Source organism: Cupriavidus nantongensis, assembly GCF_001598055.1.
GTDB lineage: Bacteria > Pseudomonadota > Gammaproteobacteria > Burkholderiales > Burkholderiaceae > Cupriavidus > Cupriavidus nantongensis.
The window spans coordinates 130917-157913 of record NZ_CP014844.1 but is presented as its reverse complement, the minus strand read 5'-3'; the positions used below and the strand labels follow the sequence as shown (position 1 = coordinate 157913).

Here is a 26997-nt window from a genome sequence, read left to right as displayed (position 1 = left end):
CGTTGGCTCCGCTTAGTGGCTGCCAACAACCTGCAATCGATGCCCATGGACATCTTCGGAATCCCCTTGCCGGCCATGCTTTCCCAGCTCTTGCTGGGCCTGGTCAACGGCGCCTTCTATGCGATGCTGAGCCTGGGCCTGGCGGTGATCTTCGGCCTGCTCAACGTCATCAACTTCGCGCACGGCGCGCTCTTCATGCTGGGCGCGGTGCTGGCCTGGATGGGCATGGAGTACGCCGGGCTGAACTACTGGATCATGCTGCTGCTGTCGCCGCTGGTCGTCGCCGCGCTGGGCGTGGTGATCGAGAAGACCATGCTGCGCTGGATCTACAAGCTCGACCATATCTACGGCCTGCTGCTGACGCTGGGCATCACGCTGGTGATCGAGGGCATCTTCCGCTCGGTCTACGGCGTCTCGGGCCTGCCGTACCAGACCCCGGACGCGCTGCAGGGCGCGACCGACCTCGGCTTCATGATCCTGCCCAATTACCGCGCCTGGGTGGTGGTGGCGTCGCTGGTGGTGTGCTTCGCCACCTGGTACGTGATCGAGAAGACCAAGCTGGGCGCCTACCTGCGCGCCGGCACCGAGAACCCCAAGATGGTCGAGGCCTTCGGCGTCAACGTGCCGCTGATGGTTACGCTAACTTACGGCTTCGGCGTGGCGCTGGCCGCGTTTGCCGGCGTGCTGGCCGCGCCGGTGATCCAGATCTCGCCGCTGATGGGGCAGAACCTGATCATCATCGTGTTCGCGGTGGTGGTGATCGGCGGCATGGGTTCGATCATGGGCTCGATCCTGACCGGCCTCGGGCTCGGCGTGATCGAAGGCCTGACCAAAGTGTTCTATCCGGAAGCATCGGCGACCGTGGTGTTCTTCATCATGGTGATCGTGCTGCTGCTGCGCCCGGCCGGGCTGTTCGGCAAGGAGAAGTGATGAGCGCACCCTCGACATCATCGACGCCAGCCACCGTGGCGGCCAATGCAGGCAAGGCAGGAAAGGGACAAGGCGTGCAGAAGAAACTGTTGTACGGATTGCTGCTGCTGGCACTGCTGGCGGCGCCGCTGGCCGGGGCGTATCCGGTGTTCGTGCTCAAGGTGCTGTGCTTCGCGCTGTTTGCGTGCGCCTTCAACCTGCTGATCGGCTACACCGGGCTGCTGTCGTTCGGCCATGCGGCGTTCTTCGGCGGCGCCGGCTACGCCGCCGGCCACGCCATGAAGGTGTGGGGCGTGACGCCCGAGATCGGCCTGATCCTGGGCACCGGCACGGGCGCGCTGATCGGCTACGTGGTGGGCTCGCTGGCGATCCGGCGCCAGGGCATCTATTTCTCGATGATCACGCTGGCGCTGGCGCAGATGCTCTTCTTCATCTGCCTGCAGGCGCCGTTCACCGGCGGCGAGGACGGGCTGCAGGGCATCCCGCGCGGCAAGCTGTTCGGCGTGCTGCCGTTGTCGGATGACCTGACGCTGTACTACGTGGCGCTGGTGATCATCGTCGCGGCGTTCGCGCTGATCGTGCGCACGGTGCATTCGCCGTTCGGCCAGATCCTGAAGGCGATCAAGGAGAACGAGCCGCGCGCGGTGTCGCTGGGCTATGACGTCGACCGCTTCAAGCTGACCGCGTTCGTGCTGTCGGCAGCGCTGTCGGGGCTGGCCGGCTCGATCAAGGCGCTGGTGCTGGGCTTCGAGACCCTGACCGACGTGCACTGGTCGATGTCGGGCTCGGTGATCCTGATGACGCTGGTCGGCGGCCTGGGCACGTTGTCGGGCCCGATCGTCGGCGCCTTCGTGATCGTCGCGCTCGAGAACAAGCTGGGCGACATCGGCAACTTCCTGGCGTCGGTGACCGGCGTCTCGTGGTTCGGCACGCTGGGCGAGTCGGTGACGATGGTGACCGGCGTGATCTTCGTGATCTGCGTGCTGACCTTCCGCCGTGGCATCATGGGCGAATTGCTGGCGCGCTTCGGCGGACACGCCGGGCGCAAGGAGTGACCGCAGGTCGACATGCCCGATTCTGGGGCTAGGGTTTTTTCTAGCTTGTCCTCGATGCACCGCTTCGTTACATTCCACATACGGTTTTCGCAGGTTAAATGGAGGCGGAAGCGAGGAGACGACAGGCGCGCACCCGGTGTCGGGTAGCAGCGTTATAAATAAAGGGCGTTGCCGGGTGATCCTCGGCAACGCTTTTTTCATTGGGCTCTACGCCCGTTAGTGACGCTTTCGCCCTGTGCCTTTGCCCTGTTCTGGGGCACTCATGCCGCATCGGCATCACCTGGCGGCCTCACGCATGCGACAATGCGGGCGCTCCTTGCTGCCCGCCCATGTCCGCCACCGATCCCCCTGATCCATCCCCAACTGTCCCGCACGCGGGCGGCCAGGTCGCGCCGCAGGTCCGGGTACGCCTGGGGCAAGGCGCCGACGCTGCCCTGGTGTCGGACTGGCTGGACCGGATCCAGCCCTTGCCCGTACCCGCCGCACGCGCGCGGGCGCTGATGCTGGGCGAACTGCTGGCCCAGTCCGGGCGCGGCATCTGCCTGCTGGCCAGCGACGCGCCGGACGGCGGCCTGCTCGCCTGCCTGCCGGTGGCCTTGCTGCCCAGCCTCGAGTTGGCGGGCCTTGTGGCCTGCGCCAGCGAGTGGTGGGTACGGCCGGAGCTGGATGCGGCCGCCCGCCGCGCCTGCCTGCAAGCCTGCTGCGCCACGCTGGCGGAGTGGGGCCGCGCGCACGGCATCCGCCATGCGCTGCTGGCGCCGGGACTGGCGGCCGGCCACGGCGGCGCGCCGCCCGGCTTCCGCCTGCACGGCAACGGCATGTGGCACGGCAGCCTGGTGCCGGCGGCCAAGGTACTGGGCTGATCCGCTTGCGCCGCTTGTGCGCCAGCGCCGCGGTACCGGCCGTGGCTGGTCTTTCCTCCTTTCCTTTTTCCCCTTTTCGCTTTTCTGCAATGACGGAATTCGCATTCCTGGCGGTTGCCGCCTTTCTTGCCGGCCTGATCGACGCGGTCGCCGGCGGCGGCGGGCTGGTCCAGATCCCGGCGCTGTTCTCGGCCTATCCCAACCTGGCGCCGGCGACGCTGCTCGGCACCAACAAGGTCGGCTCGATCGCCGGCACCGCCAGCGCGGCGCTGCGCTACGGCCGCAGCGTGCGCATCTACTGGGGCGCGACCGCGCCGGCGGTGGTCGCGGCCTTTGCGTGCTCGATGGCCGGCGCCTGGGCGCTGACCATGATCCCGGCCGAGCCGCTGCGCAAGGCGCTGCCGTTCGTGCTGGTGGCGCTGCTGGTCTACACCGTCGCCAAGAAGGACCTGGGCGCCGAACACGCGCCCACGCTGAGCGGCTGGGGCGAACGCGGCGCGGCGCTGCTGGCCGGCGCCGTGCTGGGCTTCTACGACGGCGTGTTCGGGCCGGGCACCGGCAGCTTCCTGATGATCGTGTTCGTGCGGGTGTTCGGCTATGACTTCCTGCACGCCGCGGCATCGACCAAGCTGGTCAACCTGGCCACCAACCTGGCGGCGCTGCTGCTGCTCGCCAGCAAGGGACATATCTGGTGGCAGCTGGGCCTGGTGATGGCGGTGGCCAACGTCGCCGGCAGCCAGGTCGGCAGCAAGCTGGCGCTGCGCCATGGCAGCGCCTTCGTGCGCAAGGTGTTTATCGTGGTGGTCAGCGCGCTGATCCTGAAGACCGCCTGGGACGCCTTCGTGCGCTGACGGCAAAGCCAGGCGTGACAGGCGATGCGGGTTAATCCTCGCTGTTCGCGCCAGGGCCCTGTGATAGACTCGATCCGCATTCCCGACCGCACGGTCGGTGAATCACCGAAGCGCCTTTCCGGGGGAGTGGCGTGGACGGGAAATGGGGAGCGGCCTGGTGTCGTTCCTGGTTGTAGCGCAGGTGCCGGCGCTGTGCCTGCGTTGACCCGAGGGGTCATTCCAAAAAAATGGGCATCCGCCGGCGGACGCCGGACGGATGCCTTTCCGTTTCAGGAACCGAAGGAGACAAGATGGATTTCAAGCGCGCCAGCCTGCTGGCAATCGCTGCGGCCAGCCTGGCTGCCGGGGCCGCCCAGGCGCAGGTCAAGGTCGGGGTGACGGTGTCGGCCACCGGTCCGGCGGCATCGCTGGGCATTCCGGAAAAGAACACCTTCACGCTGATGCCCAAGGAGATCGCGGGCAAGAAGATCGAGTACATCGTGCTGGACGATGCCTCGGACACGACCACGGCGGTCAAGAACACGCGCAAGCTGATCAGCGAAGACAAGGTCGACGTAATGGTCGGCTCGACCGTCACGCCCAACTCGCTGGCGATGGTCGACGTGGTCGCCGAGAACGAGACCCCGATGATCACCATGGCCGCCTCGGCCCGCATCATCGAGCCGATGGACGCCAAGCGCGCCTGGGTCTTCAAGACCCCGCAGAACGACTCGCACATGGCCACCGCCATTGCCGAGCACATGAGCAACAACAACGTGAAGACGGTGGCGTTCATCGGCTTCGCGGATGCCTATGGCGACAGCTGGGCGCAGGAATTCGCCAAGGTGGCCGAACTGCGCAAGATCAAGGTGGTCGCCAACGAGCGCTTTGCCCGCACCGATACCTCGGTCACCGGGCAGGTGCTGAAGATGATGGGCGCCAATGCCGACGCGGTGCTGATCGCCGGCTCGGGCACGCCCGCGGCGCTGCCGGCCAAGACGCTCAAGGAGCGCGGCTACAAGGGCAAGGTCTACCAGACCCACGGCGTCGCCAATGCCGACTTCCTGCGCGTGTGCGGCAAGGACTGCGAAGGCACCTTCCTGCCCGCCGGCCCGCTGCTGGTGGCCGAGCAGCTGCCCGACAGCAACCCGGTGAAGAAGCCGGCGCTGACCTACAAGACCGCCTACGAGAAGGCCTTCGGCGGACAGGTGTCGACCTTCGGCGGCCACGCCTGGGATGCGGGCCTGATCCTGCAGCACGCCATCCCGGAAGCGCTGAAGAAGGGCCAGCCGGGCACCAGGGAGTTCCGCAAGGCCCTGCGCGACGCCATGGAGCAGACCAAAAACCTGCCGGTCTCGCACGGCATCATGAACATGAGCGCCACCGACCACCTCGGCTTCGACCAGCGCGCGCGCGTGATGGTGCAGATCGTCGACGGCAAGTGGAAGCTGCTGAAATAAGCGGCTGACTCAAGCGTCTCGAGCGGCAGGCAAGGCATGCCGGATACGTAGTGATGCAGGGCGCATGGCTGACCATGCGCCTTTTTTTTCAGGTGCGGGCCGGGCGATGGCGCGCCAAGTTAGGGTTGCTCTGTATTTCCGCAATGCGCAACCCGTTTACTATTTCGTAACCCGAAGCGCACCACCCTGTCGGCCCGTCGGCGCCCCGCTGACCCCGTTCGATGCAGGCAGGTTTTCCAACAAGACGGGGAGACAATGGACCTATCTATCGCCGCCATCCTGGCGCAGGACGGCATCACCTCGGGCGCGATCTACGCGCTGCTGGCGCTGGCGCTGGTGCTGGTGTTCTCGGTGACCCGCGTCATCTTCATTCCGCAAGGGGAGTTCGTCGCCTATGGCGCGCTGACGCTGGCGGCGATGCAGGCCGGGCACGCGCCGCAGACCAGCTGGCTGCTGCTGGCGATGGGCGTGCTGACCTTTCTCTACGAGACCGTCACCGTGCTGCGCAGCGCCGAGCTGCGGCGCACGCTGGGCCAGCGGCTGGCGGTGCTGGCCGGCAAGTACCTGGTGTTCCCGCTGGCGGTGCACTGGGTGGTGCAGCAGTATGGCGCGCAGCCGCTGCCGATGCTGGCGCAGGTCGCGCTGACGCTGCTGATCATCATCCCGCTCGGGCCGATGCTGTACCGGCTGGCCTACCAGCCGCTGGCCGAGGCCAGCACGCTGGTGCTGCTGATCGTCTCGGTGGGCGTGCACTTCGCGCTGGTGGGGCTGGGGCTGGTGATGTTCGGCGCCGAGGGCTCGCGCACCAATCCGTTTTCGGATGCGCGCTTCGAGGTGGGCGCGCTCAGCATCTCGGGGCAAAGCCTGTGGGTGGTGGCGGTGTCGGCATTGCTGATCGGTGCGCTCTATTTCTATTTCGAACGCACGCTGCAGGGCAAGGCGCTGCGCGCGACCGCGGTGAACCGGCTGGGCGCGCGCCTGGTCGGCATCGGCACCACGCAGGCGGGGCGCCTGTCGTTCACGCTGGCGGCGGCGATGGGGGCGCTGTGCGGCATCCTGATCGCGCCGCTGACCACGGTGTACTACGAGTCGGGCTTTCTGGTGGGGCTGAAGGGCTTTGTCGGCGCCATCGTCGGCGGGCTGGTCAGCTATCCGGTGGCGGCGCTCGGTGCGCTGCTGGTGGGCCTGCTGGAATCGTATTCGTCCTTCTGGGCCAGCGCGTTCAAGGAGGTCATCGTCTTCACACTGATCATTCCGGTGCTGCTGTGGCGCTCGCTGACGAGCAAGCATGTCGAGGAGGAGGAATAAGCCATGACCATGCTGACCGACAAGCAGGCCGGCGTGGCCGGCGCCGAAGCCGGCAGCCGCGCGCGGCTGAATCGCAACCGGGTGCTGGTGCTGGCACTGATCGCGGTGCTGGCGCTGCTGCCGGTGCTGCCGACGCCGGAATTCTGGATCACGCTGGGCAACTACATCGGGCTCTACAGCATCGTCGCGATCGGGCTGGTGCTGCTCACCGGCGTGGGCGGCATGACCTCGTTCGGGCAGGCGGCGTTCGTGGGCCTTGGCGCGTACAGCACGGCGTACCTGACCACGCAGTTCGGGCTGTCGCCGTGGTTCGGGCTGCTGGTGGGGCTGGTGATTACGATGGCGTCGGCGTATGTGATCGGGCTGATCACGATGCGCATGTCCGGGCATTACCTGCCGCTGGCGACCATCGCCTGGGGCCTGTCGCTGTTCTTTGTGTTCGGCAACCTGGAGTTCCTGGGCAAGTACGACGGCATCAGCGGCATCCCGGTGCTGTCGCTGTTCGGCATCGAACTGCAGTCCGGACGCGCGATGTTCTATCTGATCTGGGCAGTGGTGCTGCTGGCGGTGCTGGCGATGCAGAACCTGCTGAACTCGCGTCCGGGGCGCGCGATCCGCGCGCTCAAGGGCGGCGGCGTGATGGCCGAGGCCATGGGCGTGAACACCGCGTGGATGAAGGTGGTGATCTTCGTGGTCGCGGCGATCCTGGCGTGCGTGTCCGGCTTCCTGTACGCACACCTGCAGCGCGCGGTGAACCCGACGCCGTTCGGACTAAACTACGGCATCGAGTACCTGTTCATGGCCGTGGTCGGCGGCGTCGGCCACGTGTGGGGCGCAGTATTGGGTGCGGGCATCCTGACCATCCTGAAGGACGTGCTGCAAGGCGTGCTGCCCAGGCTGCTCGGTGCCGATGGCAACTTCGAGATCATCGTCTTCGGCGTGCTGCTGGTGCTGCTGCTGCAGTACGCGCGCGATGGCATCTGGCCGTTCCTGCGGCGCCTGGTGCCTTCCGGCCCGCCGGTGCTGGCACCGGGGCAGGCCGCGGGACTGGCGGTGCGCCAGAAGCCCGATGCGGGCGAGCTGATCCTGGACGTGCGCGCCGCGCGCAAGCAGTTCGGCGGGCTGGTCGCGGTCAACGATGTCAGCTTCCAGGTGCGCGCCGGCGAGATCATCGGCCTGATCGGCCCCAATGGCGCGGGCAAGTCCACCACCTTCAACCTCGTCACGGGCGTGCTGCCGGTGTCCGGCGGCGAAGTGCGCTACCGCGGCGAGGTGATCTCGGGCCTGCCGTCGCGCGAGATCGTCAAGCGCGGCATCGGCCGCACCTTCCAGCACGTGCACCTGCTACCGACCATGACGGTGCTCGAGAACGTCGCCATCGGCGCTCACCTGCGCGGCGACTTCCGCGCGCAGGGGGGCGTCTGCGCGGCGATCCTGCGCATGAACAAGGCCGAGGAAGAAAAGCTGCTGTTCGAGGCCAAGCGCCAGCTGGAGCGCGTCGGCCTGGCCGACTGCATGTACATGGAAGCCGGCAGCCTGGCGCTGGGCCAGCAGCGCATCCTGGAGATCGCGCGCGCACTGTGCTGCGACCCGGCCCTGCTGCTGCTCGACGAGCCTGCCGCCGGCCTGCGCTACAAGGAAAAGCAGGCGCTGGCCGAACTGCTGCGCAAGCTGCGCGGCGAAGGCATGAGCGTGCTGCTGGTCGAGCACGATATGGACTTCGTGATGAACCTGACCGACCGGCTGGTGGTGATGGAGTTTGGTTCGCGCATCGCCGAGGGCGTACCTGAAGAGGTGCAGAAGAACCCGGCGGTGCTGGAAGCCTACCTGGGCGGCGTGGAATAAATCTGGAGCACGGACCCGACATGAGCCTGATTCTGGAAGTGAAGGACCTGCACGTGCGCTACGGCAAGGTCGAGGCGGTGCATGGCGCCAACCTGAAAGTCGAGGCCGGCCGCATCGTCACCGTGATCGGCCCGAATGGCGCCGGCAAGTCGACCATGCTCAATGCCATCATGGGCGCGCTGCCGGTGACGGGGTCGTCCAGCGGCACGGTCAGCTACCTGGGCCACGACATGGCCGGCATCCCGGTGGAGGGCCGCGTCGCGCGCGGCATGTGCCTGGTGCCGGAAAAGCGCGAGCTGTTCGCGTCGATGACGGTGGAGGACAACCTGCAACTGGGTGCCTTCCGCCGCAAGCGTGCCGGCGAGAAGAACTACCTGGACCAGATGGACGTGGTCTACGACCTGTTCCCGCGCCTGCGCGAGCGCGCGCGCCAGGACGCCGGCACGCTTTCCGGCGGAGAACGGCAGATGCTGGCGGTGGGCCGCGCGCTGATGGCCAAGCCGCAGTTGCTGATGCTGGACGAGCCCAGCCTTGGCCTGGCCCCGCTGATCGTCAAGGAGATCTTCCACATCATCAGCAACCTGCGCCAGACCGGCGTCGCCACGCTGCTGATCGAGCAGAACGCCCGCGCGGCGCTGCAGGTGGCGGACTACGGATATGTGATCGAGACCGGCGACATGGCGATGGAAGGGCCGGCCGACGAACTGGCGGCCAATCCGAAGGTGATCGAAACCTATCTTGGGCTGGCGAAAAAGGCGGCGTAGCCGAGCTCGATTTCGCCTGAGGAATGAGGGCCTGCGCAAGCGGGCCCTTTGTTATTGGTGGTGTGAATAACTTTGGGGATAACCTGATTTTCCGGCCGATTAGCCTTGTGTCCACCCGCGCTACCGACCTGAGGTGCGATGCTATTCGTATGTTGGATGTTTTTGCGCGTGAGTTTGATCATCGCATCCATCATGTTGATGGATTGGATGCAAGTCATTCAGCGTATGGATGGATTGGCGTGGAAATCCATAAATGAAAGTCATCCGCCGAATAAGATGGCGTTTTCCCGGGCGGTGTCCTCAGCCGCCGTTTCCAGCAGCCACGTGCGGAAGCAATGCAGCGCCGGATGATCGCGCCGCTCCTTTGGCGCGCACAGAAAATAGCCGCGTTGCAGCGTAATCGGCAGGTCAAACGGCGCTGCGACGCGTCCGGCCGCAATTTCCTCGCGCACCAGGCAGCGCTGCAGCACGGCGACGCCCATGTCGGCGCGCACCGCCTGGATCAGGATCGAGACCTGGTCGAACGCTGTGGATAACCGGGGCGCAGCGTTGGGTACGCCGGCCGCCTGCAGCCAGTTTTGCCAGTTCGCCGGCGCGGTGGTGTGGTAGAGCAGGGGCTCATCCAGCAGTTCGGCCGGAGACTGCCAGCGGCCGGCCTCGCGGCGCGCGCGCGCGCGGTCCGGGTGGCAGACCGGCACCATTTCCCGACCCACGACGTAGTCGGCCTGCAGGCCGGGCCATTTCCCCGCTTCACCGGCCAGGATGGCGGCGTCGGGCGAGGGGCCGGACAAGTCTTCGTCGCGCTGGTAGGGGACGAAATCCAGCCGGATCTCGGGGTGGCGGCGGTGGAAATCCGGCAGCCGCGGCACCAGCCAGACGCTGGCCAGCGTGGGCACCACAGACAAGGTCAGGTGGTGGCGACGGTCGCCGGCGCGCAGTGCGGCGCTGGCGTGTTCGATCGCGGCCAGCGGCTCGGCCACGGCATCGAGCAGTTGCCGCCCGGCGTCGGTCAGTCCCAGCCGGTGCGCATTGCGTTGCAGCAGCGGCTGGCCGAAATGCGCTTCCAGCCGGGCGATAGCGCGGCTGATCGCACCCTGCGTCACGCACAGTTCCTCCGCCGCGCGCGTAAAGCTGCCCAGCCGCGCCGCGGTGGCAAAGGCGTGCAGCTCGGACATCGAAGGGGAATGCAACCGCATGGCGGAGGGGGCGGAGAGCGGAGTAGGGCGGAGCTGGCGCTTTGCCGTGCCCGGCGCAAGGATGATCTTTGGTAATGCAAAGGTGCAATATAGTCGTTTGCGCCCGGCCGGTAAACGGCTGACACTCGCCCGGTTCATGCACAAAACACCAACAGGAGAAACCCCATGATCCGAGCCCGGATGTCCCGCCGCCAGCTGCTGCTGACCGGCACCGCCGCCACTGCCACGCTGGTCTTTGCCGGCAGCGCGCTTGCGCAGGCCAGCTACCCGACCCGCCCGATCCGCCTGATCGTGCCGTTTGCCGCAGGCGGCTCGACCGACCTGTCGGCGCGCCTGGTGGCGGAGTTTGCCGGCCGCGAGCTGGGGCAGTCGATCGTCGTGGAAAACAAGGGCGGCGCCGGTGGTTCGCTGGGCATGGAGCAGGTCGCCAATGCCACGCCGGACGGCTACACCATCGGCATGGCCACGGTCAGCACGCACGGCTCCAATCCGGCTGTGTACCCCAAGCTCAAGTACGACCCGATCAAGGACTTTGCCCCGGTCACCAACGTGGTGGCGATCCCCAGCGTGTTCGCGGTGCACCCGAGCGTGCCGGCCAAGACCATGCAAGAGTTCATCGCGCTCGCCAGGGCCAACCCTGGCAAGTACAGCTTCGCCTCGCCGGGTGCCGGCTCGCTCGGCCACGTCAACATCGAGAACTTCATGATGCTGGCCAAGATCGACCTGCTGCACGTGCCCTACAAGGGCGCCGGGCTGGCGCTGAACGACGCCGTGGCGGGGCAGGTGAACGCGATCACCGACAACCTGTCGTCGACGCTGCCGCACGTCAAGGCCGGCCGTCTGCGCGCATTGGCAGTGCTGGGCGCGGCCCGCTCCGCGCAGCTGCCCAACGTGCCGACCTACGCGGAACTGGGCTTCAAGGACATGGGCGAGGGCGGCTGGTTCGGCATTGTCGCGCCCGCCAATACGCCGCCCGCCATCGTCACCAGGCTGAACCAGGCGATCCACAAGGCCATGCAGAACCCCGAGTTCAAGCGCAAGGTGGAAGAGTCCGGCGGCACCCTGGTGCCGACCACGCCGGAACAGTTCAAGGCCCAGATCCAGCAGGCCATGGCGCGCTACGCCCGCGTCGCCAAGGCCGCCGAGATCAAGCTGGACTAAGGCATGGCGGAAGCAAGCAAGCAGGCAGCCGCGCTGCCGCCGGTGATCGTGCACCTGCCGGAAGGGGAGGCCCTGCCGCTGGTGTGCGACTCCCCGCATAGCGGGACCGCCTACCCGGCAGACTTTGGTGCCGCGGTGCCGGCAGCACGCCTGCGCGGCGGCGAGGATACGCATGTGGACGCGCTGTGGCAGGCCGTGCCCGCGGTGGGCGGTACGCTGCTGGCGGCGACCTTCCCGCGCGTCTATATCGATCCGAACCGGATGGCCGATGACATCGACCCGGCCCAGCTCGACGGCGCCTGGCCGGTGCCGCTGGCCCCGGGGCCGAAGACGCAGCTGGGCTACGGGCTGATCTGGAGCCGGATCGACGCGGCCACGCCGATCTATGACCGGCGGCTGTCGGTCGCGGAAGTGCAGGCCCGTATCGAGCGCTACTATCGGCCGTACCATGCGGCGCTGGCCGAGGCCGTGGAGGGCGCTTACGCGCGCTTTGGCGCGCTCTGGCACCTGAACCTGCACTCCATGCCCAACAACGCTTACGAGCGCCTGAAGATCGCCAGCCCGCATCCGCTCGCGGACTTTGTGCTCGGCGATCGCGATGGCACCACCTGCGAGCCGGGGCTGGTCGACCTGGTCGAGCGGGAACTGCGCGGCATGGGCTACACCGTGGCGCGCAACGATCCCTACAAGGGCGTGCAGTTGATCGCGCAGATCGGGCGTCCGGCGGAGCGGCGCAACAGCCTGCAGATCGAGATCCGGCGTCCGCTGTACATGGACGAAGTGACTCGCGAGCGCAACGCCGGCTTCGCTTCGCTGCAGCGCGATCTGGGCAAGCTGACCGGGCAAGTGGCGGCCTATATCCGTTCACAGCTCTGAGGCGCTTGTTCCACGTGAAACATCTGGCCGGGCCTTGTGCCCGGTCTTTTTGTTTCACGTGAAACACAACGTCGTTTCCAGGCGACTGGCGGCGTACCGAAAGCGCCATGTTTCACGTGAAACATGGTGTCGGTGGGAAAGCGATAACTCGAATGCCGCTATAATTTCGCATTCCCGTATTTTCCCGCCAGCCTCCCGGAGGAGGTGTCCCATGCTTTACCCGAAAGAATTCGATGTCATCGTCGTCGGCGGTGGCCATGCCGGCACTGAAGCCGCCCTTGCTGCGGCCCGCATGGGCTGCCAGACGCTGCTGCTGACCCATAACATCGAGACGCTTGGGCAGATGAGCTGCAACCCGTCGATCGGGGGCATCGGCAAGGGGCATCTGGTCAAGGAAGTGGACGCCATGGGCGGTGCCATGGCGGCCGCCACGGACGAGGCCGGCATCCAGTTCCGCATCCTGAACTCCAGCAAGGGACCGGCCGTGCGTGCCACGCGCGCCCAGGCCGATCGGGTGTTGTATCGGAAGGCGATCCGCACCCGGCTGGAAAACCAGCCGAACCTGATGCTGTTCCAGCAGGCCGTCGACGACCTGATGGTGGAGGGCGACCGTGTCGTCGGCGCCATGACGCAGGTCGGCATCGCCTTCCGCGCACGCGCGGTGGTGTTGACCGCCGGCACCTTCCTGGACGGCAAGATCCATGTTGGGCTGGACAACTACACCGGCGGCCGCGCCGGCGATCCGGCCGCGGTGTCGCTGTCGGCACGCCTGAAGGACCTGAAGCTGCCGCAGGGCCGCCTGAAGACGGGTACGCCGCCGCGCATCGACGGGCGCACCATCGATTTTTCGGTGATGGAAGAGCAGCCCGGCGACCTCGATCCCGTGCCGGTGTTCTCGTTCCTGGGCCGGCCCGAACAGCACCCGCAGCAACTGCCGTGCTGGATTACCCATACCAACAGCCGTACCCACGACATCATCCGCGGCGGGCTGGACCGCTCGCCGATGTACACCGGCGTGATCGAGGGGGTAGGGCCGCGTTACTGCCCCAGCATCGAGGACAAGATCCATCGCTTTGCCAGCAAGGAAAGCCATCAGATCTTCCTGGAGCCGGAAGGCCTGACCACCAACGAGTTCTATCCCAACGGGATCTCGACCAGCCTGCCGTTCGACGTGCAGCTGGAACTGGTGCACTCGATCCGCGGCCTGGAGAACGCCCATATCCTGCGTCCTGGCTATGCGATCGAATATGACTACTTCGATCCCCGCGGACTGAAGGCATCGCTGGAGAGCAAGGCGATTCGGGGCCTGTTCTTCGCCGGCCAGATCAATGGCACGACCGGCTATGAAGAAGCCGCGGCGCAGGGCCTGCTGGCCGGTATCAGTGCCGGTTGCTACGTACGCGAGCGCGATCCGTGGACGCCACGCCGCGACCAGGCCTACCTCGGCGTACTCGTCGATGACCTGATCACGCGTGGCGTGACCGAGCCGTATCGGATGTTCACTAGCCGGGCGGAGTTCCGCCTGAGCCTGCGGGAAGACAACGCCGACATGCGGCTGACAGAGGTTGGCCGTGAACTGGGCGTGGTCGACGATGCGCGCTGGGACGCGTTCAACCGCAAGCGCGACGCTGTTTCACGTGAAACAGAGCGCCTGAAGAGCACCTGGGTGAACCCGGCGATGCTGCCGGCCGAAGAGGCGGTGCCGCTGCTGGGCAAGCCGATCGAGCGCGAGTACAGCCTGGCCGACCTGCTGCGTCGCCCGGAAGTCAGCTATGAAGCCCTGATGGCACTGCAGGGTGGTCGCCACGCGCCCGAGGCCCCGCTGGATGCGGAGCCGATGCTGGCGGAGCAGATTCGCGAGCAGATCGAGATCGGCATCAAGTATCACGGCTATATCGCCCGCCAGGCGGCTGAAGTCGACAAGCTGGAAGCCAACGAATCGACGCGCCTGCCGGAAGGGCTGGATTACACCGAAGTGCGCGGGCTGGGTTTTGAAGTCAGCCAGAAGCTGAACCAGCATCGCCCGGAAACCCTGGGCCAGGCATCGCGCATCTCGGGTGTGACGCCGGCGGCGGTCTCGCTGCTGTTGGTACACCTGAAGAAGAAGGGGCTGGGCCGCGGCCGCGCGGACGCCGGCACATCGTCCGGCAACGGTGAAGAGGCTGCCTGAGAGTGCCCGCACCGCGACCGACCATGACCGACGACGCCACGCAGCGTCGTCGCCTTGAAGCCGGCCTGGCCGAGATCGGGCTGGCCCTGGCGCCGGACCGGATCGACACGCTGTTCGCCTACCTGGCGCTGCTGCGCAAATGGAATGGCGTCTACAACCTGACCGCCATCCGCCATCCCGACGAGATGCTTACGCATCACCTGCTGGATTCGCTTGCCGCGGTCCCGGCGCTGGCCGCAGCCGCCAGGGCTGCCGAGGTCGATGCGCCGGCGCGGGGCAGGGTGCTCGATGTCGGCTCCGGTGGCGGCATGCCGGGCCTGCCGCTGGCCATCGCCTGTCCGGAGGTATCGGTGCTGATGGTCGACATCGTGCAGAAGAAGACGGCTTTCCTGACCCAGTGCCGCGCCCAGCTGGGCTTGTCGAATGCCGCCGCGCATTGGGGCCCGGTGGAGAAGCTCGACGATGCCGACGGCTTTGCCGTGATCACCTCGCGCGCATTTGCCGAGCTGACGGATTTCGTCAGCCTGTCGGGCCAGCTGCTGGCGCCGCGCGGCAAGCTGATCGCGATGAAGGGGGTGTATCCGCAGGCCGAGCTGGACCGTATGGAAGCCGCCGGGTTGATGGCGCAATGGCAGGTCGACGCCGTGCCGCGGCTGACCGTTCCCGGGCTGGAGGCGGAGCGCCACCTGGTGGTGTTGTCGCGCCGCGAGGGCGCCCCCGCATGACCTACGCCGCGGCGCCGCGCAAGCGCGCCGCGAACTGCCAGCCGCGTGCTGGCCGGATGATTTGAAGCAGGAGCCGCAGGAGCTTATGGCCAAGGTATTCGTGATCGCAAACCAGAAGGGCGGGGTAGGCAAGACCACCACCACGGTGAACCTTGCCGCTGGCCTGGCGGCGCAAGGCCAGCGCGTGCTGCTGGTCGACCTGGACCCGCAGGGCAATGCCTCGATGGGCTCCGGCATCGACAAGCAGGCGCTGGAAACCAGCGTGTACCAGGTGCTGGTCGGCCTGGCCGGCATCGCCCAGGCGCGCCAGCGTTCCGAAACCGGCAAGTACGATGTGCTGCCGGCCAACCGCGAACTGGCCGGTGCGGAAGTGGAACTGGTCGAGCTGGACCAGCGCGAGCGCCGGCTGCGCCAGGCGATCGCGGAGGTCGACGGCGACTATGACTTCGTGCTGATCGATTGCCCGCCGTCGCTGTCGCTGCTGACGCTGAACGGCCTGTGCGCGGCGCACGGCGTGATCGTGCCGATGCAGTGCGAGTACTTTGCGCTGGAAGGGCTGTCGGACCTGGTCAATACCATCAAGCAGGTGCACGCCAACCTGAACCGCGACCTGCAGGTGATCGGCCTGCTGCGCGTGATGTTCGATCCGCGCGTGACGCTGCAGCAGCAGGTGTCGGCGCAACTGGAATCGCACTTCGGTGAAAAGGTCTTCAAAACCCTGATTCCGCGCAATGTGCGGCTGGCCGAGGCACCGTCCTATGGCATGCCGGGCGTGGCGTTCGATCCGTCATCGAAGGGCGCCAAGGCGTACCTGGACTTCGGCGCCGAGATGATCGCGCGGGTCCGGCAGCTGGGCTGAAGGAGAGGGCAAGAGCATGAGCACTGCAAAGAAGAAGGGCCTGGGCCGCGGCCTCGAAGCGCTGTTGGGCGGGCCCGCCGAAATCGTCGAGTCGGTCAAGCAGGAGGGCGCGCCCACCGTGCTGAACCTGAACCAGCTGCAGCCGGGCAAGTACCAGCCGCGCACGCGCATGGACGAGGGCGCGCTGCAGGAATTGGCCGCGAGCATCCGCGCCCAGGGGCTGATGCAGCCGATCCTGGTGCGGCGCGTGGCCGAACCCGACCGCTACGAGATCATTGCCGGCGAGCGGCGCTTCCGCGCGTCCAAACTGGCCGGGCTGGACAAGGTGCCGGTGCTGGTCAAGGACGTGGCCGACGAAGCCGCGGCGGCGATGGCGCTGATCGAGAACATCCAGCGCGAAGACCTGAATCCGCTGGAAGAAGCGCAGGGCATCATGCGGCTGATCCGCGAGTTCAGTTTCACGCACGAGCAGGCGGCCGAGTCGGTGGGCCGCTCGCGCAGCGCGGTGTCGAACCTGCTGCGCCTGCTGAACCTGGCCGCGCCGGTGCAGACCATGCTGATGGCCGGCGACCTCGACATGGGCCACGCGCGCGCGCTGCTGGCGGTGGATGGTGCCAACCAGATCACGCTGGCCAACCAGATCGTCAACAAGCGGCTGTCGGTGCGTGAGACCGAGAAGCTGGTGGCGTCTACGCTCAAGCCGTTCGACCTGAAGTCGCTCAAGCAGAAGGGCGGCACCAATGTGCGCGACGTGGCGCGGCTGGAAGAGGAGTTGTCGGATGCGCTCGGGCTGGCGGTGCAGATCAAGCTGTCGCCACGCGGCAAGGGCCAGCTGACGATCCACTTCAGCAACAACGATGCCCTTGAAGGGGTGCTGACGCGCCTGCGCGAATCGCGCGAAGGGCAGCAGGCTGCCTGATTTACTGCGCGATTAACGGCCATTGCTGCGGTGACTGTTGCGCGCACGCAGCACTGGCCGGGTCGATCCCCGGTATACCTTGTGGCGGACCGGTAATCCCCCATCATGCGCAGGGTTCACTGCGCAATCCAATTACGTCAAACGTCATTGCCGCGCAATTTTTGCGCAGCCATCATGCAATCGTGATGGCAACCGTTGTGCGCAACGCACTGCAAGGTAAATGTAAGCAGATTGACGCGAATCAGTAGTTCCCCTTAAAATCGTGCGGTTTGAATTCTGGTCGGGCCGAAAAGTTCCGGCCCGGATAAGGCAGGCAGGTGGTGGTGCGAGACCGTCAGCAACGAGGCGCCGGGTCCCGTCAGGAAGATGACTGGGACGACTGGAAAGAAGGCGCGGACCGTGAGGAAGAGGCTGTCGATCCGCTGTCGCATGCCGAGGCGGTGACGCTGTTTGGCGAGCGCGCGCTGCGTCCTTCGCGCATGACCCCGGGCAAGGTTGTCCTGGCGCAGGTGGCGGTTTCCCTGCTGTCGGCACTGTGCTGGGCGCTGTTTGCGAAGGAGCCGGGGCCATATGGATGGTCGGCGCTGTTCGGCGGCATGGTGTGCTTCGTGCCGAGCGGGTTCTTCGCCTTCCGCCTGTGGCTGGCGCGCGATCGCGCTTCGGTGGGCGGACTGGTGTTGGGCGAGGCGATCAAGGTCTTTGCCACGGTGGCGCTGCTGGTGCTGGTCGTGGTGCTGTACCGCGATCTGCGCTGGGTGCCGATGCTGGTCACGTTCCTGCTGGCGCTGAAGACATACTGGGTGGTGGCCCTGGCCTTGCGCTAGGACCGCTGCTCGAAAACGGTGCTTCCTTTGCAAGTGGTGGCACCAAGACGGAATATCAAGAGTTTTCCGTGACGGCTGCGGCGGGTTGCATGGCGCTGGCACCGGGCACGGTAAAGGTTGGAAACCCGCTTGCATCGCGGTGACCGGCGAATCCGCCGAAGGCAATGCAAGACGCGTACCGGGCGCTGCACAGAACAGCGGCGCGCGGCCCGAAGATTTCGCAATATACCGTTCGATTCGACAATGGCAGAAGCTACCCAAAGCGCGGAACACGTGCTGACACCCTCCGGCTATATCGCCGAACACTTGCAGAACTTGAACTCGGTCGGCGGCAAGCAGGCGTCGGTGGTCGATTTCTCCGTGATCAACTACGACACGGTGTTCTGGTCGGTGCTGTGCGGCGCCATTGCCGTGCTGTTCCTGTATGCCGCCGCGCGCCGCGTCACCGCCGGCGTGCCGGGCCGCTTCCAGGCCTTCGTCGAGATGATCGTCGAGATGGTCGACGACCAGGCCAAGGGCATCATCCATGGCGACCGTTCGTGGATCGCCCCGCTGGCGCTGATGGTGTTCTGCTGGATCACCATGATGAACGCGATCGACCTGATCCCGGTCGACTGGGTCACCGGCCTGAACAAGGTCCTCGAGATCTTCCACATCCATATCCCCCACCACCGCGCTGTGGCCACGGCCGACCTGAACGGCACGCTGGGCATGTCGTGCGCCGTGCTGGTGCTGATGATCTACTACAGCTTCAAGATCAAGGGCGCGGGCGGCTTCATGCACGAGCTGTTCTCGGCCCCGTTCGGTGCCAAGTGGTACCTGGCCCCGTTCAACCTGGTCCTGAACATCATCGAATTCCTGGCCAAGGCCGTGTCGCTGGGCATGCGGTTGTTCGGCAACATGTACGCCGGCGAACTGGTGTTCCTGCTGATCGCGCTGCTGGGTTCGATCTGGACGTTCGGCGCGGACCTGTCGGCGCTGGGCTTTGTCGGCCATGTCGTGGCCGGTGCGGTCTGGGCGATCTTCCACATCCTGATCGTCCTGCTGCAGGCCTTCATTTTCATGATGCTGACGCTGGTGTACATCGGCCAGGCTCACGATCACCACTGATCACTGCAAGTTTCCGGTTTTTGGTTTTTTGGTTTTTTGGTTCTAAGTCTCTCTAAATTAAAGGAGTCATCATGCAAGCATTTCTCGCCAACATCCAGGGTCTGACCGCCATCGGTATCGGCATCATCATCGGCCTGGGCGCTATCGGCGCCTGCCTGGGCATCGCCCTGATGGGTGGCAAGTACATCGAAGCCTGCGCACGTCAGCCCGAGCTGATGAACCCGCTGCAAACCAAGATGTTCCTGCTGGCCGGCCTGATCGACGCGGCATTCCTGATCGGCGTGGGTGTTGCAATGCTGTTCGCGTTTGCCAACCCGCTGCTGGCTGTCATCCAGTAATTCTTTTCGGTCTGCATGATGCTGACGGGCGGCGCGGGCCACCAGCCTGGCCGCCTTTTGTGCATTTATCTGTAGTTTGATTACCGAAAGGAACACACCATGAATCTGAACGCAACGTTTTTTGCGCAGATGGTCGTGTTCTTCATCCTGTGGTGGGTTGTTGCCAAATTCATTTGGCCGCCGCTGGTGAAGGCGCTCGACGAACGCGCAAAGAAGATCGCCGATGGCCTCGCCGCTGCCGAGAAGGGCAAGGCCGAGCTCGAACTCGCCAACAAGCGTGTGGACCAGGCCATGGCCGAAGCCCGCACCGAAGGCGCTCAACGTGTCGCTGACGCCGAGAAGCGCGCCCAGCTGACGGCCGACGAGATCAAGCAGAACGCCCAGGCAGAAGCCGCACGCATCATTGCCCAGGCCAAGGCCGAAGCCGAACAGCAGGTCACCCGCGCGCGCGAAGAACTGCGCGACCAGGTCGCCGTGCTGGCCGTCAAGGGTGCCGAGCAGATCCTCAAGCGTGAAGTGAACGCGCAGGTCCACAACGACCTGCTCAATCAACTCAAGGCTGAGCTCTAATCATGGCTGAAACCGCAACCATTGCCCGTCCCTACGCTGAGGCGCTGTTCCGCGTCGCCAGCGAATCGAGCGCAGGCAACCTGGGTGCATGGTCCGAGCTGGTGTCGGAAATGGGGCAGGTTGCCGCCAATCCCGACATGAAGGCGGTCGCCGACGATCCGAACGTTCCCGGCGCCAAGCTGGTTGAACTGTTCCTGTCGGTGCTGAAGTCCCCGGTCAGCGACGAAGCGCGCCGCTTCGTGCAACTGCTGGTGGACAACAACCGCCTGACGGTGATGCCCGACATCGCCGAACAGTTCCATGCGCTCAAGAACGCCCGCGAAGGGTCGTCCGACGTTGAAATCACCAGCGCCTTCCCGCTGGAAGATGGTCAGCTGAACGACCTCGTCGCCGCCCTCGAACGCAAGTTCGGCCGCAAGCTGTACGCGCAGGTGGCGGTGGACCCGTCCCTGATCGGCGGCGTCAGCGTCAAGGTTGGCGACGAAGTGCTCGACACCTCCGTGCGTGCGCGCCTGGCAGCCATGCAAACCGCGCTGACCGCCGCCTGAGCGGCCGTCCGGCGGATTGAAGAATTAGGAGCATTGTGATGCAACTGAACCCCTCAGAAATCAGCGAGCTGATCAAGACCCGCATCTCGGGCCTTGGCGCCGAAGCTGAAGTGCGCAACACCGGCACGGTGATCTCCGTGACCGATGGTATCTGCCGCGTGCATGGCCTGTCTGGCGTGATGCAGGGCGAGATGCTGGAATTCCCCGGCAACACCTTCGGCCTCGCGCTGAACCTCGAGCGCGACTCGGTCGGCGCCGTGGTGCTGGGTGAGTACGAACACATTTCCGAAGGCGACACGGTCAAGTGCACCGGCCGCATTCTGGAAGTGCCGGTGGGCAAGGAACTGCTGGGCCGCGTGGTCAACACGCTGGGCCAGCCGATCGACGGCAAGGGCCCGATCAACGCCAAGGAATCGGACGTGATCGAGAAGGTGGCCCCGGGCGTGATCGCGCGTCAGTCGGTGAGCCAGCCGGTGCAGACCGGCCTGAAGTCGATCGACGCGATGGTGCCGATCGGCCGTGGCCAGCGCGAGCTGATCATCGGCGACCGCCAGACCGGCAAGACCGCCGTCGCGGTCGACGCCATCATCAACCAGAAGGGCAAGGGCGTCTTCTGCGTGTACGTGGCAATCGGCCAGAAGGCTTCGACCATTGCCAACGTGGTGCGCAAGCTGGAAGAGCATGGCGCGATGGAATACACCGTCGTCGTCGCCGCCGCCGCTTCGGATTCGGCCGCCATGCAGTACCTGGCCGCCTACGCCGGCTGCACCATGGGCGAGTACTTCCGCGACCGCGGCGAAGACGCGCTGATCGTCTATGACGACCTGACCAAGCAAGCCTGGGCCTACCGCCAGGTGTCGCTGCTGCTGCGCCGCCCGCCGGGCCGCGAAGCCTACCCCGGCGACGTGTTCTACCTGCACTCGCGCCTGCTCGAGCGTGCCGCCCGCGTGAACGCCGACTACGTCGAGAAGTTCACCAACGGCGCCGTCAAGGGCAAGACCGGTTCGCTGACCGCGCTGCCGGTGATCGAAACGCAGGCCGGCGACGTGTCCGCGTTCGTTCCGACCAACGTGATCTCGATCACGGACGGCCAGATCTTCCTGGAAACCGACCTGTTCAACGCCGGTATCCGCCCCGCCATCAACGCCGGTATCTCGGTGTCGCGCGTCGGTGGTGCTGCGCAGACCAAGGTGGTGAAGAACCTGTCCGGCGGTATCCGTACCGACCTGGCCCAGTACCGTGAACTGGCTGCGTTCGCGCAGTTCGCCTCGGACCTGGACGATGCCACCCGCAAGCAGCTGGAGCGCGGCCGCCGCGTGACCGAACTGCTGAAGCAGCCGCAATACCAGCCGCTGCAAGTGTGGCAGCTGGCCGCTTCGCTGTTCGCCGCCAACAACGGCTTCCTCGACAACGTGGAAGTGAAGGACATCCTGCCGTTCGAGAAGGGCCTGCACGACCACCTGAAGACCAAGTACGCCGACCTCATCAACCGCATCGAAGAGACCAAGCAGCTCTCGAAGGAAGATGAAGCCGCCCTGCGTGCCGCTGTCGAGGATTTCAAGAAGTCCGCCGCGTTCTAACCGCGTAATTCCACGACATCGTCGCCGCGCCTGGCTCACGCCGGCGCGGCGATGGTTCGGATGGAGAGGAAGATATGGCCGGAACGAAAGAGATTCGAACCAAGATCAAGAGCGTGCAGAACACGCGCAAGATCACCAAGGCGATGGAGATGGTCGCCGCGTCCAAGATGCGCAAGGCGCAGGAGCGGATGCGCAACGCCCGTCCTTACGCCGAGAAGGTGCGCAACATTGCGGCGCACCTGGCTACGGCCAACCCCGAGTTCAAGCACCCGTTCATGCAGGAGCGCGAAGTCAAGCGCGTCGGCATGATCGTGGTCACGACCGACAAGGGGCTGTGCGGCGGCCTGAACACGAACGTGTTGCGCTCGGTGACCAATGAGCTGAAGGCCCTGCAAGGCCGTGGCGTGGAGGTGCAAGCCACCGCCATCGGCACCAAGGGCATGCAGTTCCTGGGCCGGATCGGCGCCAAGGTGGTTTCGCACGTGGTGCACCTCGGTGACACCCCGCATCTGGAAAAGCTGATCGGCGCGATCAAGGTCCAGCTCGACGCCTTCACCAATGGTGAAGTCGACGCGGTGTACGTGGCGTACACCAAGTTCATCAACACGATGAAGCAGGAACCGATGGTTGAGCAGCTGCTGCCGCTCGCCGCCGACAAGCTGTCGCAGACCGAAGAAGAGAAGCGCGCCTACTCGTGGGACTACATCTACGAGCCTGACGCCCAGACCGTCGTGGAAGAGCTGCTGGTCCGCTACGTCGAGGCGCTGGTGTACCAGGCCGTGGCCGAGAACATGGCGTCCGAGCAATCGGCGCGCATGGTGGCCATGAAGGCTGCGTCCGACAACGCCAAGAACGTGATCGGCGAACTGCAACTGGTCTACAACAAGACCCGTCAGGCCGCGATCACCAAGGAACTGTCGGAAATCGTCAGCGGTGCAGCTGCGGTCTAAGGCGTCACGAATTCAAGCTATCGGAGATACGAAATGAGTATCGGAAATATTGTGCAGTGTATTGGCGCCGTGGTGGACATCGAGTTCCCCCGCGACGCAATGCCGAAGGTGTACGACGCGCTCGTGCTGGAAGAATCCGGCGACGCCTCGTTCGCCGAGAAGGGCCTGACCTTCGAAGTCCAGCAACAGCTGGGCGACGGCGTGGTGCGTACCATTGCCCTGGGCTCGTCGGACGGCCTGCGCCGCGGCATGGCAGTGAAGAGCACCGGCGCCCCGATTTCGGTGCCGGTTGGCCACGGCACCCTGGGCCGCATCATGGACGTGCTGGGTCGCCCGATCGACGAAGCCGGCCCGATCGCCTCGGACGAACTGCGTGCGATTCACCAGAAGGCACCGAAGTTCGACGAACTGTCGCCTTCCGTTGACCTGCTCGAAACCGGCATCAAGGTGATCGACCTGGTCTGCCCGTTCGCCAAGGGCGGCAAGGTGGGCCTGTTCGGTGGCGCCGGCGTGGGCAAGACCGTCAACATGATGGAGCTCATCAACAACATCGCCAAGCAGCACAGCGGTCTGTCGGTGTTTGCCGGCGTGGGCGAGCGTACCCGTGAAGGGAACGACTTCTACCACGAAATGAAGGACTCGAACGTGCTCGACAAGGTGGCCATGGTGTTCGGCCAGATGAACGAGCCGCCGGGCAACCGTCTGCGCGTGGCGCTGACCGGCCTGACCATGGCCGAGCGCTTCCGCGACGAAGGCCGTGACATCCTGTTCTTCGTCGACAACATCTACCGCTACACGCTGGCCGGTACCGAAGTGTCGGCACTGCTGGGCCGTATGCCTTCCGCCGTGGGCTACCAGCCGACACTGGCTGAAGAAATGGGCAAGCTGCAGGAGCGCATCACGTCGACCAAGACCGGCTCGATCACGTCGATCCAGGCCGTGTACGTGCCTGCGGATGACTTGACCGACCCGTCGCCTGCCACGACCTTCCTGCACCTGGACTCGACCGTGGTGCTGTCGCGTGACATCGCCGCGCTGGGTATCTACCCCGCCGTCGATCCGCTCGACTCGACCTCGCGCCAGCTGGACCCGCAAGTGGTCGGCACCGAGCACTACGAAGTCGCCCGCCGCGTGCAGCAGACCCTGCAGCGCTACAAGGAACTGCGCGACATCATCGCGATTCTGGGCATGGACGAACTGTCGCCGGAAGACAAGCTGGCCGTCTCGCGCGCGCGTAAGATCCAGCGTTTCCTGTCGCAGCCGTTCCACGTGGCCGAAGTGTTCACGGGTTCGCCGGGCAAGTACGTGCCGCTGAAGGAAACCATCCGCGGCTTCAAGATGCTGGTCGACGGCGAGTGCGATCACCTGCCCGAGCAGGCGTTCTACATGGTCGGCTCGATCGACGAGGCCTTCGAGAAGGCCAAGAAGCTCCAGTAAGCCTTGCTTGTCGCTCCCGCGCGAGCGGGGGCGAAGGCGGGCCCGGTTCGGTCCGGGCCTGCCGCTTGAGCGAAGCGATTGGAGAAAGGATCAGATATGGCAACCATTCTTGTAGACGTCGTCAGCGCGGAAGCGTCGATCTTCTCCGGCCAGGCGAAGTTCGTGGCGCTGCCGGGCGAGTCGGGTGAGCTGGGCATCCTGCCCGGCCACACGCCGCTGATCACGCGCATCCAGCCGGGTGCGGTGCGCATCGAGAAGGAAGACGGCAGCGAAGAGTTCGTGTTCGTTGCCGGCGGCATTCTCGAAGTGCAACCCAAGCACGTCACCGTGCTGGCCGACACCGCGATCCGCGGTGGCGACCTGGACGAAGCCAAGGCCCAGGAAGCCAAGCGCGCCGCCGAGGAGCTGATGCAGAACCAGAGCAGCGACCTCGACCTGGCCCGCGCCCAGAGCGAACTGGCCGTGGCCGCCGCGCAACTGGCAGCGATTGCCCGTCTGCGTCGGAAGAAGTAAGCATCGGGCAGGACTGTCGCATTGTTGTTTTTTCGATGCGACATTTAAAAAAGGCAGCCGCGAGGCTGCCTTTTTTGTCAGCGCGGCGATATGCTTTTTGCCGCGCCTGGACAAAAAAAAGCGCGCGGGCCGGGGAGGCTCCGCGCGGACGGGAAAATCCCTTCGAGGGGTCAATTCGAAGGAACGGGTTCGGTCCAGGTCGACAAGCAAGGCGCATCGGATATCCAAATATCCGCTCACAGGCCGCAAAGGCCACGCGCTGCAACGGTCTTCCTGGTGCTCCGGTCCAGCAAAGCTTTACGCTGGATCGGAAAATCGGGTTACTGCCGGAAACGCTACAAAAAGGCTTTCTTCAGCACGCCCCTTTAGTCTGCGTTGCCATTTTCACCGGGGCGCCACGCCCGCCCAGCGGGTGTGTCAATGCATTGTGGGGGAAACTCCCGGGCATGGCAGTAACAAAATGTATCGGTTTGAAAGAAGTTGAAAGCCGGAGTGCTCAAAATCCGGCGTGATCGGCATATTTTCGCGCCTGGGCGTCACGTTTTGCGCCGCCACGTGTTGTGGGATTATCTTTATATCCGCGATTCCAGTGTTCGTTTCCGCACCAAATCCTGCGTGACAATTGCGGTTACGATTGAGCCGGCCGGCCGGAGTTGCCTGCGCTTCCATGCAGCCCCACGGTCACCTCCACCCTCACGTCCACAGCCCCGGAGACGCAATGCCGCCTGAGATGCAGCAAGCCATACAAGCCATGCTGGCGATGAAGACCGTAGCCGTGGTCGGCCTGTCCGACCGTGCGGAGCGGCCCAGCCATGAGGTCGCCGAATTCCTGCAAGGCCACGGCTTCCGCATCGTGCCGGTCAATCCTCGCCATGCCGGCGAACGCATCCTGGGCGAGACTTGCCACGCGACGCTGCGCGAGGCCGCCGACGCCGCCGCGGCGGCCGGCGCGCCGATCGAATGGGTCGATATCTTCCGCCGCGCCGAGGACACGCCCGGTGTGGTCGACGAGGCCATCGCCGTCGGTGCGCGTGGGGTCTGGCTGCAGCTTGGCATCGTCAACGACGAGGCGGTGCGTCGCGCCACCGATGCCGGGCTGCTGGCGGTGCAGGACTGTTGCAGCAAGATCGAGCTGACGCGCCAGCTTGGCGGGGCCTGATCCCCGTCGTTTCGGTTTCTTTTTCCTCCCGATTTCCCTTCCGCCGCCGACCATGGCCATCGATCCGCAACTGCTCGCCTATTACCGCCGCCTGGCCGAACGCTATGCTACCGAGCCGGTGCCGGCCGACGTCCCGGCGCAGCGTGCCCGTTTCGCCGAGATTGCCGCCGCCTCGTTGCGGCCGGATCCGGAGGGCGTCGCGGTGCAGCAGCTCGAACTGGCGCTGGCCGGCCGCACGCTGGGGGCCCGCTTGTTCCGTCCGGCGGGCGTGGCCACGCCGCGGCTGCTGGTGTACTTCCACGGCGGCGGCTGGGTGATCGGTTCGACGCAGACGCACCACACCGTCGCGGCCTTGCTCGCGGCTGATACCGGGTGCGCCGTGGCCAGCGTCGACTACCGGCTGGCCCCCGAGCACGCGTTCCCGGCGCCTTGCGACGATGCCGCCGAAGCGGTCCTGTGGCTGGCCGGCCAGCGCCAGGCGCTGGGACTGGCGCCCGATTTCCTGGCGGTGGCCGGCGACAGCGCCGGCGGCCACCTCGCGGCGCAGGCTGCGCAGCAACTCAATGCCGGCGATGCAGTGCGGGTCGACGCCCAGCTGCTGATCTATCCGGTCGCGGCGCCGGTGCTGAGCACCGAAAGCTATCGCGCCTTCGCCGATGGCCCCGGCCTGACGCGTGACGAGATGGCGTGGTTCTGGACCCAGTTCATCGGTGCCGAGGCGCTGGCGCAGGGCGCTGCCCACGCCGATCCGCGCGTGCACCTGATGGCCGCGCCGCCGGTGCGGCCGCCGGCCACCGTGCTGATGGTGGCGGCGCACGATGTGCTGCGCGACGACGGCCTGGCCTATGCCGACTTCCTGGTGCGCCACGATGCTCCGGTCATCACCATCGAGGCCAGCGGCATGACCCACGGCTTCGCCCGGCTGCAGCCGGAGGCGGAGCGCGCGCGGGAATGGATGCGCCGCGCCGCGTCGGCGTTCGCGGGGATGATCGACGACGTCTGAGCGG

26 protein-coding genes are annotated in these 26997 nt (G+C 65.7%); 25 read left to right on the top strand and 1 reads right to left on the bottom strand.

All coding sequences use genetic code 11. The annotated features are described in order from the left end of the window. Positions 1 to 45 precede the first annotated feature (45 nt). From A2G96_RS00715 to A2G96_RS00680, 8 genes are all read left to right on the top strand, one after another. Positions 46 to 930 (top strand): branched-chain amino acid ABC transporter permease, encoded by an 885-nt coding sequence (locus tag A2G96_RS00715; RefSeq protein ID WP_062801987.1) that lies wholly within the window; start codon positions 46 to 48, stop codon positions 928 to 930. Beyond that, positions 930 to 1985, top strand: coding sequence for a branched-chain amino acid ABC transporter permease (locus A2G96_RS00710; protein ID WP_231909605.1), 1056 nt, complete (start codon positions 930 to 932; stop codon positions 1983 to 1985). Before A2G96_RS00715 ends, A2G96_RS00710 begins: the two co-directional genes overlap by 1 nt. 329 nt (positions 1986 to 2314) lie before the next feature. Continuing rightward, positions 2315 to 2848, top strand: a complete 534-nt coding sequence (locus A2G96_RS00705) for a hypothetical protein (RefSeq protein WP_062795873.1) — start codon at positions 2315 to 2317, stop codon at positions 2846 to 2848. A gap of 89 nt (positions 2849 to 2937) precedes the next feature. Further along, positions 2938 to 3699 carry a sulfite exporter TauE/SafE family protein gene (locus A2G96_RS00700; protein WP_062795871.1) on the top strand — a complete coding sequence of 254 codons (762 nt, stop codon included), beginning with the start codon at positions 2938 to 2940 and terminating at the stop codon, positions 3697 to 3699. A gap of 290 nt (positions 3700 to 3989) precedes the next feature. Beyond that, the gene (locus A2G96_RS00695; RefSeq protein WP_062795869.1) at positions 3990 to 5138 is read left to right on the top strand and encodes an ABC transporter substrate-binding protein; all 1149 of its coding nucleotides are present in this window, start codon (positions 3990 to 3992) and stop codon (positions 5136 to 5138) included. Between the two features lie 255 nt (positions 5139 to 5393). Beyond that, positions 5394 to 6446, top strand: a complete 1053-nt coding sequence (locus tag A2G96_RS00690) for a branched-chain amino acid ABC transporter permease (protein WP_062795867.1) — start codon at positions 5394 to 5396, stop codon at positions 6444 to 6446. Positions 6447 to 6449: 3 nt separating this feature from the next. Next, positions 6450 to 8291, top strand: coding sequence for a branched-chain amino acid ABC transporter ATP-binding protein/permease (locus A2G96_RS00685; protein WP_062795865.1), 1842 nt, complete (start codon positions 6450 to 6452; stop codon positions 8289 to 8291). 20 nt (positions 8292 to 8311) lie between these two features. Beyond that, positions 8312 to 9055, top strand: a complete 744-nt coding sequence (locus A2G96_RS00680) for an ABC transporter ATP-binding protein (RefSeq protein WP_062795862.1) — start codon at positions 8312 to 8314, stop codon at positions 9053 to 9055. A gap of 260 nt (positions 9056 to 9315) precedes the next feature. Here the strand turns inward: A2G96_RS00680 and A2G96_RS00675 are convergent, their stop codons facing one another. Next, positions 9316 to 10251 (bottom strand): LysR substrate-binding domain-containing protein, encoded by a 936-nt coding sequence (locus A2G96_RS00675; protein WP_062795860.1) that lies wholly within the window; start codon positions 10249 to 10251, stop codon positions 9316 to 9318. Positions 10252 to 10416: 165 nt separating this feature from the next. Between A2G96_RS00675 and A2G96_RS00670 the strand changes: the two genes are divergently transcribed. The 17 genes from A2G96_RS00670 (at position 10417) to A2G96_RS00590 (ending at position 26993) form a co-directional block, all read left to right on the top strand. Continuing rightward, entirely contained in the window at positions 10417 to 11412 is a 996-nt protein-coding gene (locus A2G96_RS00670; RefSeq protein WP_062795858.1) for a Bug family tripartite tricarboxylate transporter substrate binding protein, read from the top strand. A 3-nt stretch (positions 11413 to 11415) separates the two neighbouring features. Then, the gene (locus A2G96_RS00665; protein ID WP_062795856.1) at positions 11416 to 12288 is read left to right on the top strand and encodes an N-formylglutamate amidohydrolase; all 873 of its coding nucleotides are present in this window, start codon (positions 11416 to 11418) and stop codon (positions 12286 to 12288) included. A gap of 211 nt (positions 12289 to 12499) precedes the next feature. Beyond that, complete coding sequence (mnmG, locus tag A2G96_RS00660; RefSeq protein ID WP_062795854.1) at positions 12500 to 14458, top strand: tRNA uridine-5-carboxymethylaminomethyl(34) synthesis enzyme MnmG; 1959 nt, start codon at positions 12500 to 12502, stop codon at positions 14456 to 14458. A gap of 23 nt (positions 14459 to 14481) precedes the next feature. Beyond that, complete coding sequence (gene rsmG, locus A2G96_RS00655) at positions 14482 to 15183, top strand: 16S rRNA (guanine(527)-N(7))-methyltransferase RsmG (RefSeq protein ID WP_062795852.1); 702 nt, start codon at positions 14482 to 14484, stop codon at positions 15181 to 15183. Between the two features lie 85 nt (positions 15184 to 15268). Beyond that, a complete protein-coding gene (locus A2G96_RS00650) occupies positions 15269 to 16042 on the top strand; it encodes a ParA family protein (protein WP_062795850.1) in 774 nt (257 codons plus the stop codon). 16 nt (positions 16043 to 16058) lie between these two features. Further along, a complete protein-coding gene (locus tag A2G96_RS00645; protein ID WP_062795848.1) occupies positions 16059 to 16961 on the top strand; it encodes a ParB/RepB/Spo0J family partition protein in 903 nt (300 codons plus the stop codon). Positions 16962 to 17278: 317 nt separating this feature from the next. Further along, entirely contained in the window at positions 17279 to 17785 is a 507-nt protein-coding gene (locus tag A2G96_RS00640; protein ID WP_012354284.1) for an ATP synthase subunit I, read from the top strand. 243 nt (positions 17786 to 18028) lie between these two features. Beyond that, positions 18029 to 18895 carry a F0F1 ATP synthase subunit A gene (gene atpB, locus A2G96_RS00635; protein WP_035848827.1) on the top strand — a complete coding sequence of 289 codons (867 nt, stop codon included), beginning with the start codon at positions 18029 to 18031 and terminating at the stop codon, positions 18893 to 18895. A gap of 71 nt (positions 18896 to 18966) precedes the next feature. Then, positions 18967 to 19233 carry a F0F1 ATP synthase subunit C gene (atpE, locus tag A2G96_RS00630; RefSeq protein ID WP_011299478.1) on the top strand — a complete coding sequence of 89 codons (267 nt, stop codon included), beginning with the start codon at positions 18967 to 18969 and terminating at the stop codon, positions 19231 to 19233. Positions 19234 to 19332: 99 nt separating this feature from the next. Beyond that, on the top strand, positions 19333 to 19803 hold the full coding sequence (locus tag A2G96_RS00625; RefSeq protein ID WP_062795846.1) for a F0F1 ATP synthase subunit B: 471 nt from the start codon (positions 19333 to 19335) through the stop codon (positions 19801 to 19803). Positions 19804 to 19805: 2 nt separating this feature from the next. After that, complete coding sequence (locus A2G96_RS00620; protein WP_062795844.1) at positions 19806 to 20351, top strand: F0F1 ATP synthase subunit delta; 546 nt, start codon at positions 19806 to 19808, stop codon at positions 20349 to 20351. Between the two features lie 38 nt (positions 20352 to 20389). Continuing rightward, positions 20390 to 21931: a F0F1 ATP synthase subunit alpha gene (atpA, locus tag A2G96_RS00615; protein WP_062795842.1), complete on the top strand. Its 1542-nt coding sequence runs from the start codon at positions 20390 to 20392 to the stop codon at positions 21929 to 21931. Between the two features lie 74 nt (positions 21932 to 22005). Further along, entirely contained in the window at positions 22006 to 22881 is an 876-nt protein-coding gene (gene atpG / locus A2G96_RS00610) for a F0F1 ATP synthase subunit gamma (RefSeq protein ID WP_062795840.1), read from the top strand. A gap of 33 nt (positions 22882 to 22914) precedes the next feature. Continuing rightward, the gene (gene atpD, locus A2G96_RS00605) at positions 22915 to 24318 is read left to right on the top strand and encodes a F0F1 ATP synthase subunit beta (protein ID WP_018006198.1); all 1404 of its coding nucleotides are present in this window, start codon (positions 22915 to 22917) and stop codon (positions 24316 to 24318) included. A 96-nt stretch (positions 24319 to 24414) separates the two neighbouring features. After that, positions 24415 to 24831: a F0F1 ATP synthase subunit epsilon gene (locus A2G96_RS00600; protein WP_010811262.1), complete on the top strand. Its 417-nt coding sequence runs from the start codon at positions 24415 to 24417 to the stop codon at positions 24829 to 24831. A gap of 718 nt (positions 24832 to 25549) precedes the next feature. Continuing rightward, positions 25550 to 25990: a CoA-binding protein gene (locus tag A2G96_RS00595; protein ID WP_062795838.1), complete on the top strand. Its 441-nt coding sequence runs from the start codon at positions 25550 to 25552 to the stop codon at positions 25988 to 25990. 52 nt (positions 25991 to 26042) lie between these two features. Next, positions 26043 to 26993: an alpha/beta hydrolase gene (locus tag A2G96_RS00590; protein WP_062795836.1), complete on the top strand. Its 951-nt coding sequence runs from the start codon at positions 26043 to 26045 to the stop codon at positions 26991 to 26993. Positions 26994 to 26997 lie beyond the last annotated feature (4 nt).

Excerpts from the sequence above, each read along its gene's own strand:
- atpA (WP_062795842.1), top strand. The coding sequence starts at position 20,390 with ATGCAACTGAACCCCTCAGAAATCAGCGAGCTGATCAAGACCCGCATC.
- A2G96_RS00590 (WP_062795836.1), top strand. The coding sequence starts at position 26,043 with ATGGCCATCGATCCGCAACTGCTCGCCTATTACCGCCGCCTGGCCGAA.
- A2G96_RS00705 (WP_062795873.1), top strand. The coding sequence starts at position 2,315 with ATGTCCGCCACCGATCCCCCTGATCCATCCCCAACTGTCCCGCACGCG.
- A2G96_RS00670 (WP_062795858.1), top strand. The coding sequence starts at position 10,417 with ATGATCCGAGCCCGGATGTCCCGCCGCCAGCTGCTGCTGACCGGCACC.
- atpG (WP_062795840.1), top strand. The coding sequence starts at position 22,006 with ATGGCCGGAACGAAAGAGATTCGAACCAAGATCAAGAGCGTGCAGAAC.
- A2G96_RS00665 (WP_062795856.1), top strand. The coding sequence starts at position 11,416 with ATGGCGGAAGCAAGCAAGCAGGCAGCCGCGCTGCCGCCGGTGATCGTG.
- atpD (WP_018006198.1), top strand. The coding sequence starts at position 22,915 with ATGAGTATCGGAAATATTGTGCAGTGTATTGGCGCCGTGGTGGACATC.
- A2G96_RS00685 (WP_062795865.1), top strand. The coding sequence starts at position 6,450 with ATGACCATGCTGACCGACAAGCAGGCCGGCGTGGCCGGCGCCGAAGCC.
- rsmG (WP_062795852.1), top strand. The coding sequence starts at position 14,482 with ATGACCGACGACGCCACGCAGCGTCGTCGCCTTGAAGCCGGCCTGGCC.
- A2G96_RS00675 (WP_062795860.1), bottom strand. The coding sequence starts at position 10,251 with ATGCGGTTGCATTCCCCTTCGATGTCCGAGCTGCACGCCTTTGCCACC.
- A2G96_RS00700 (WP_062795871.1), top strand. The coding sequence starts at position 2,938 with ATGACGGAATTCGCATTCCTGGCGGTTGCCGCCTTTCTTGCCGGCCTG.
- A2G96_RS00650 (WP_062795850.1), top strand. The coding sequence starts at position 15,269 with ATGGCCAAGGTATTCGTGATCGCAAACCAGAAGGGCGGGGTAGGCAAG.
- A2G96_RS00600 (WP_010811262.1), top strand. The coding sequence starts at position 24,415 with ATGGCAACCATTCTTGTAGACGTCGTCAGCGCGGAAGCGTCGATCTTC.
- A2G96_RS00695 (WP_062795869.1), top strand. The coding sequence starts at position 3,990 with ATGGATTTCAAGCGCGCCAGCCTGCTGGCAATCGCTGCGGCCAGCCTG.
- A2G96_RS00645 (WP_062795848.1), top strand. The coding sequence starts at position 16,059 with ATGAGCACTGCAAAGAAGAAGGGCCTGGGCCGCGGCCTCGAAGCGCTG.
- atpB (WP_035848827.1), top strand. The coding sequence starts at position 18,029 with ATGGCAGAAGCTACCCAAAGCGCGGAACACGTGCTGACACCCTCCGGC.
- A2G96_RS00625 (WP_062795846.1), top strand. The coding sequence starts at position 19,333 with ATGAATCTGAACGCAACGTTTTTTGCGCAGATGGTCGTGTTCTTCATC.
- atpE (WP_011299478.1), top strand. The coding sequence starts at position 18,967 with ATGCAAGCATTTCTCGCCAACATCCAGGGTCTGACCGCCATCGGTATC.
- A2G96_RS00680 (WP_062795862.1), top strand. The coding sequence starts at position 8,312 with ATGAGCCTGATTCTGGAAGTGAAGGACCTGCACGTGCGCTACGGCAAG.
- A2G96_RS00715 (WP_062801987.1), top strand. The coding sequence starts at position 46 with ATGGACATCTTCGGAATCCCCTTGCCGGCCATGCTTTCCCAGCTCTTG.
- A2G96_RS00620 (WP_062795844.1), top strand. The coding sequence starts at position 19,806 with ATGGCTGAAACCGCAACCATTGCCCGTCCCTACGCTGAGGCGCTGTTC.
- A2G96_RS00690 (WP_062795867.1), top strand. The coding sequence starts at position 5,394 with ATGGACCTATCTATCGCCGCCATCCTGGCGCAGGACGGCATCACCTCG.
- A2G96_RS00595 (WP_062795838.1), top strand. The coding sequence starts at position 25,550 with ATGCCGCCTGAGATGCAGCAAGCCATACAAGCCATGCTGGCGATGAAG.
- mnmG (WP_062795854.1), top strand. The coding sequence starts at position 12,500 with ATGCTTTACCCGAAAGAATTCGATGTCATCGTCGTCGGCGGTGGCCAT.
- A2G96_RS00710 (WP_231909605.1), top strand. The coding sequence starts at position 930 with ATGAGCGCACCCTCGACATCATCGACGCCAGCCACCGTGGCGGCCAAT.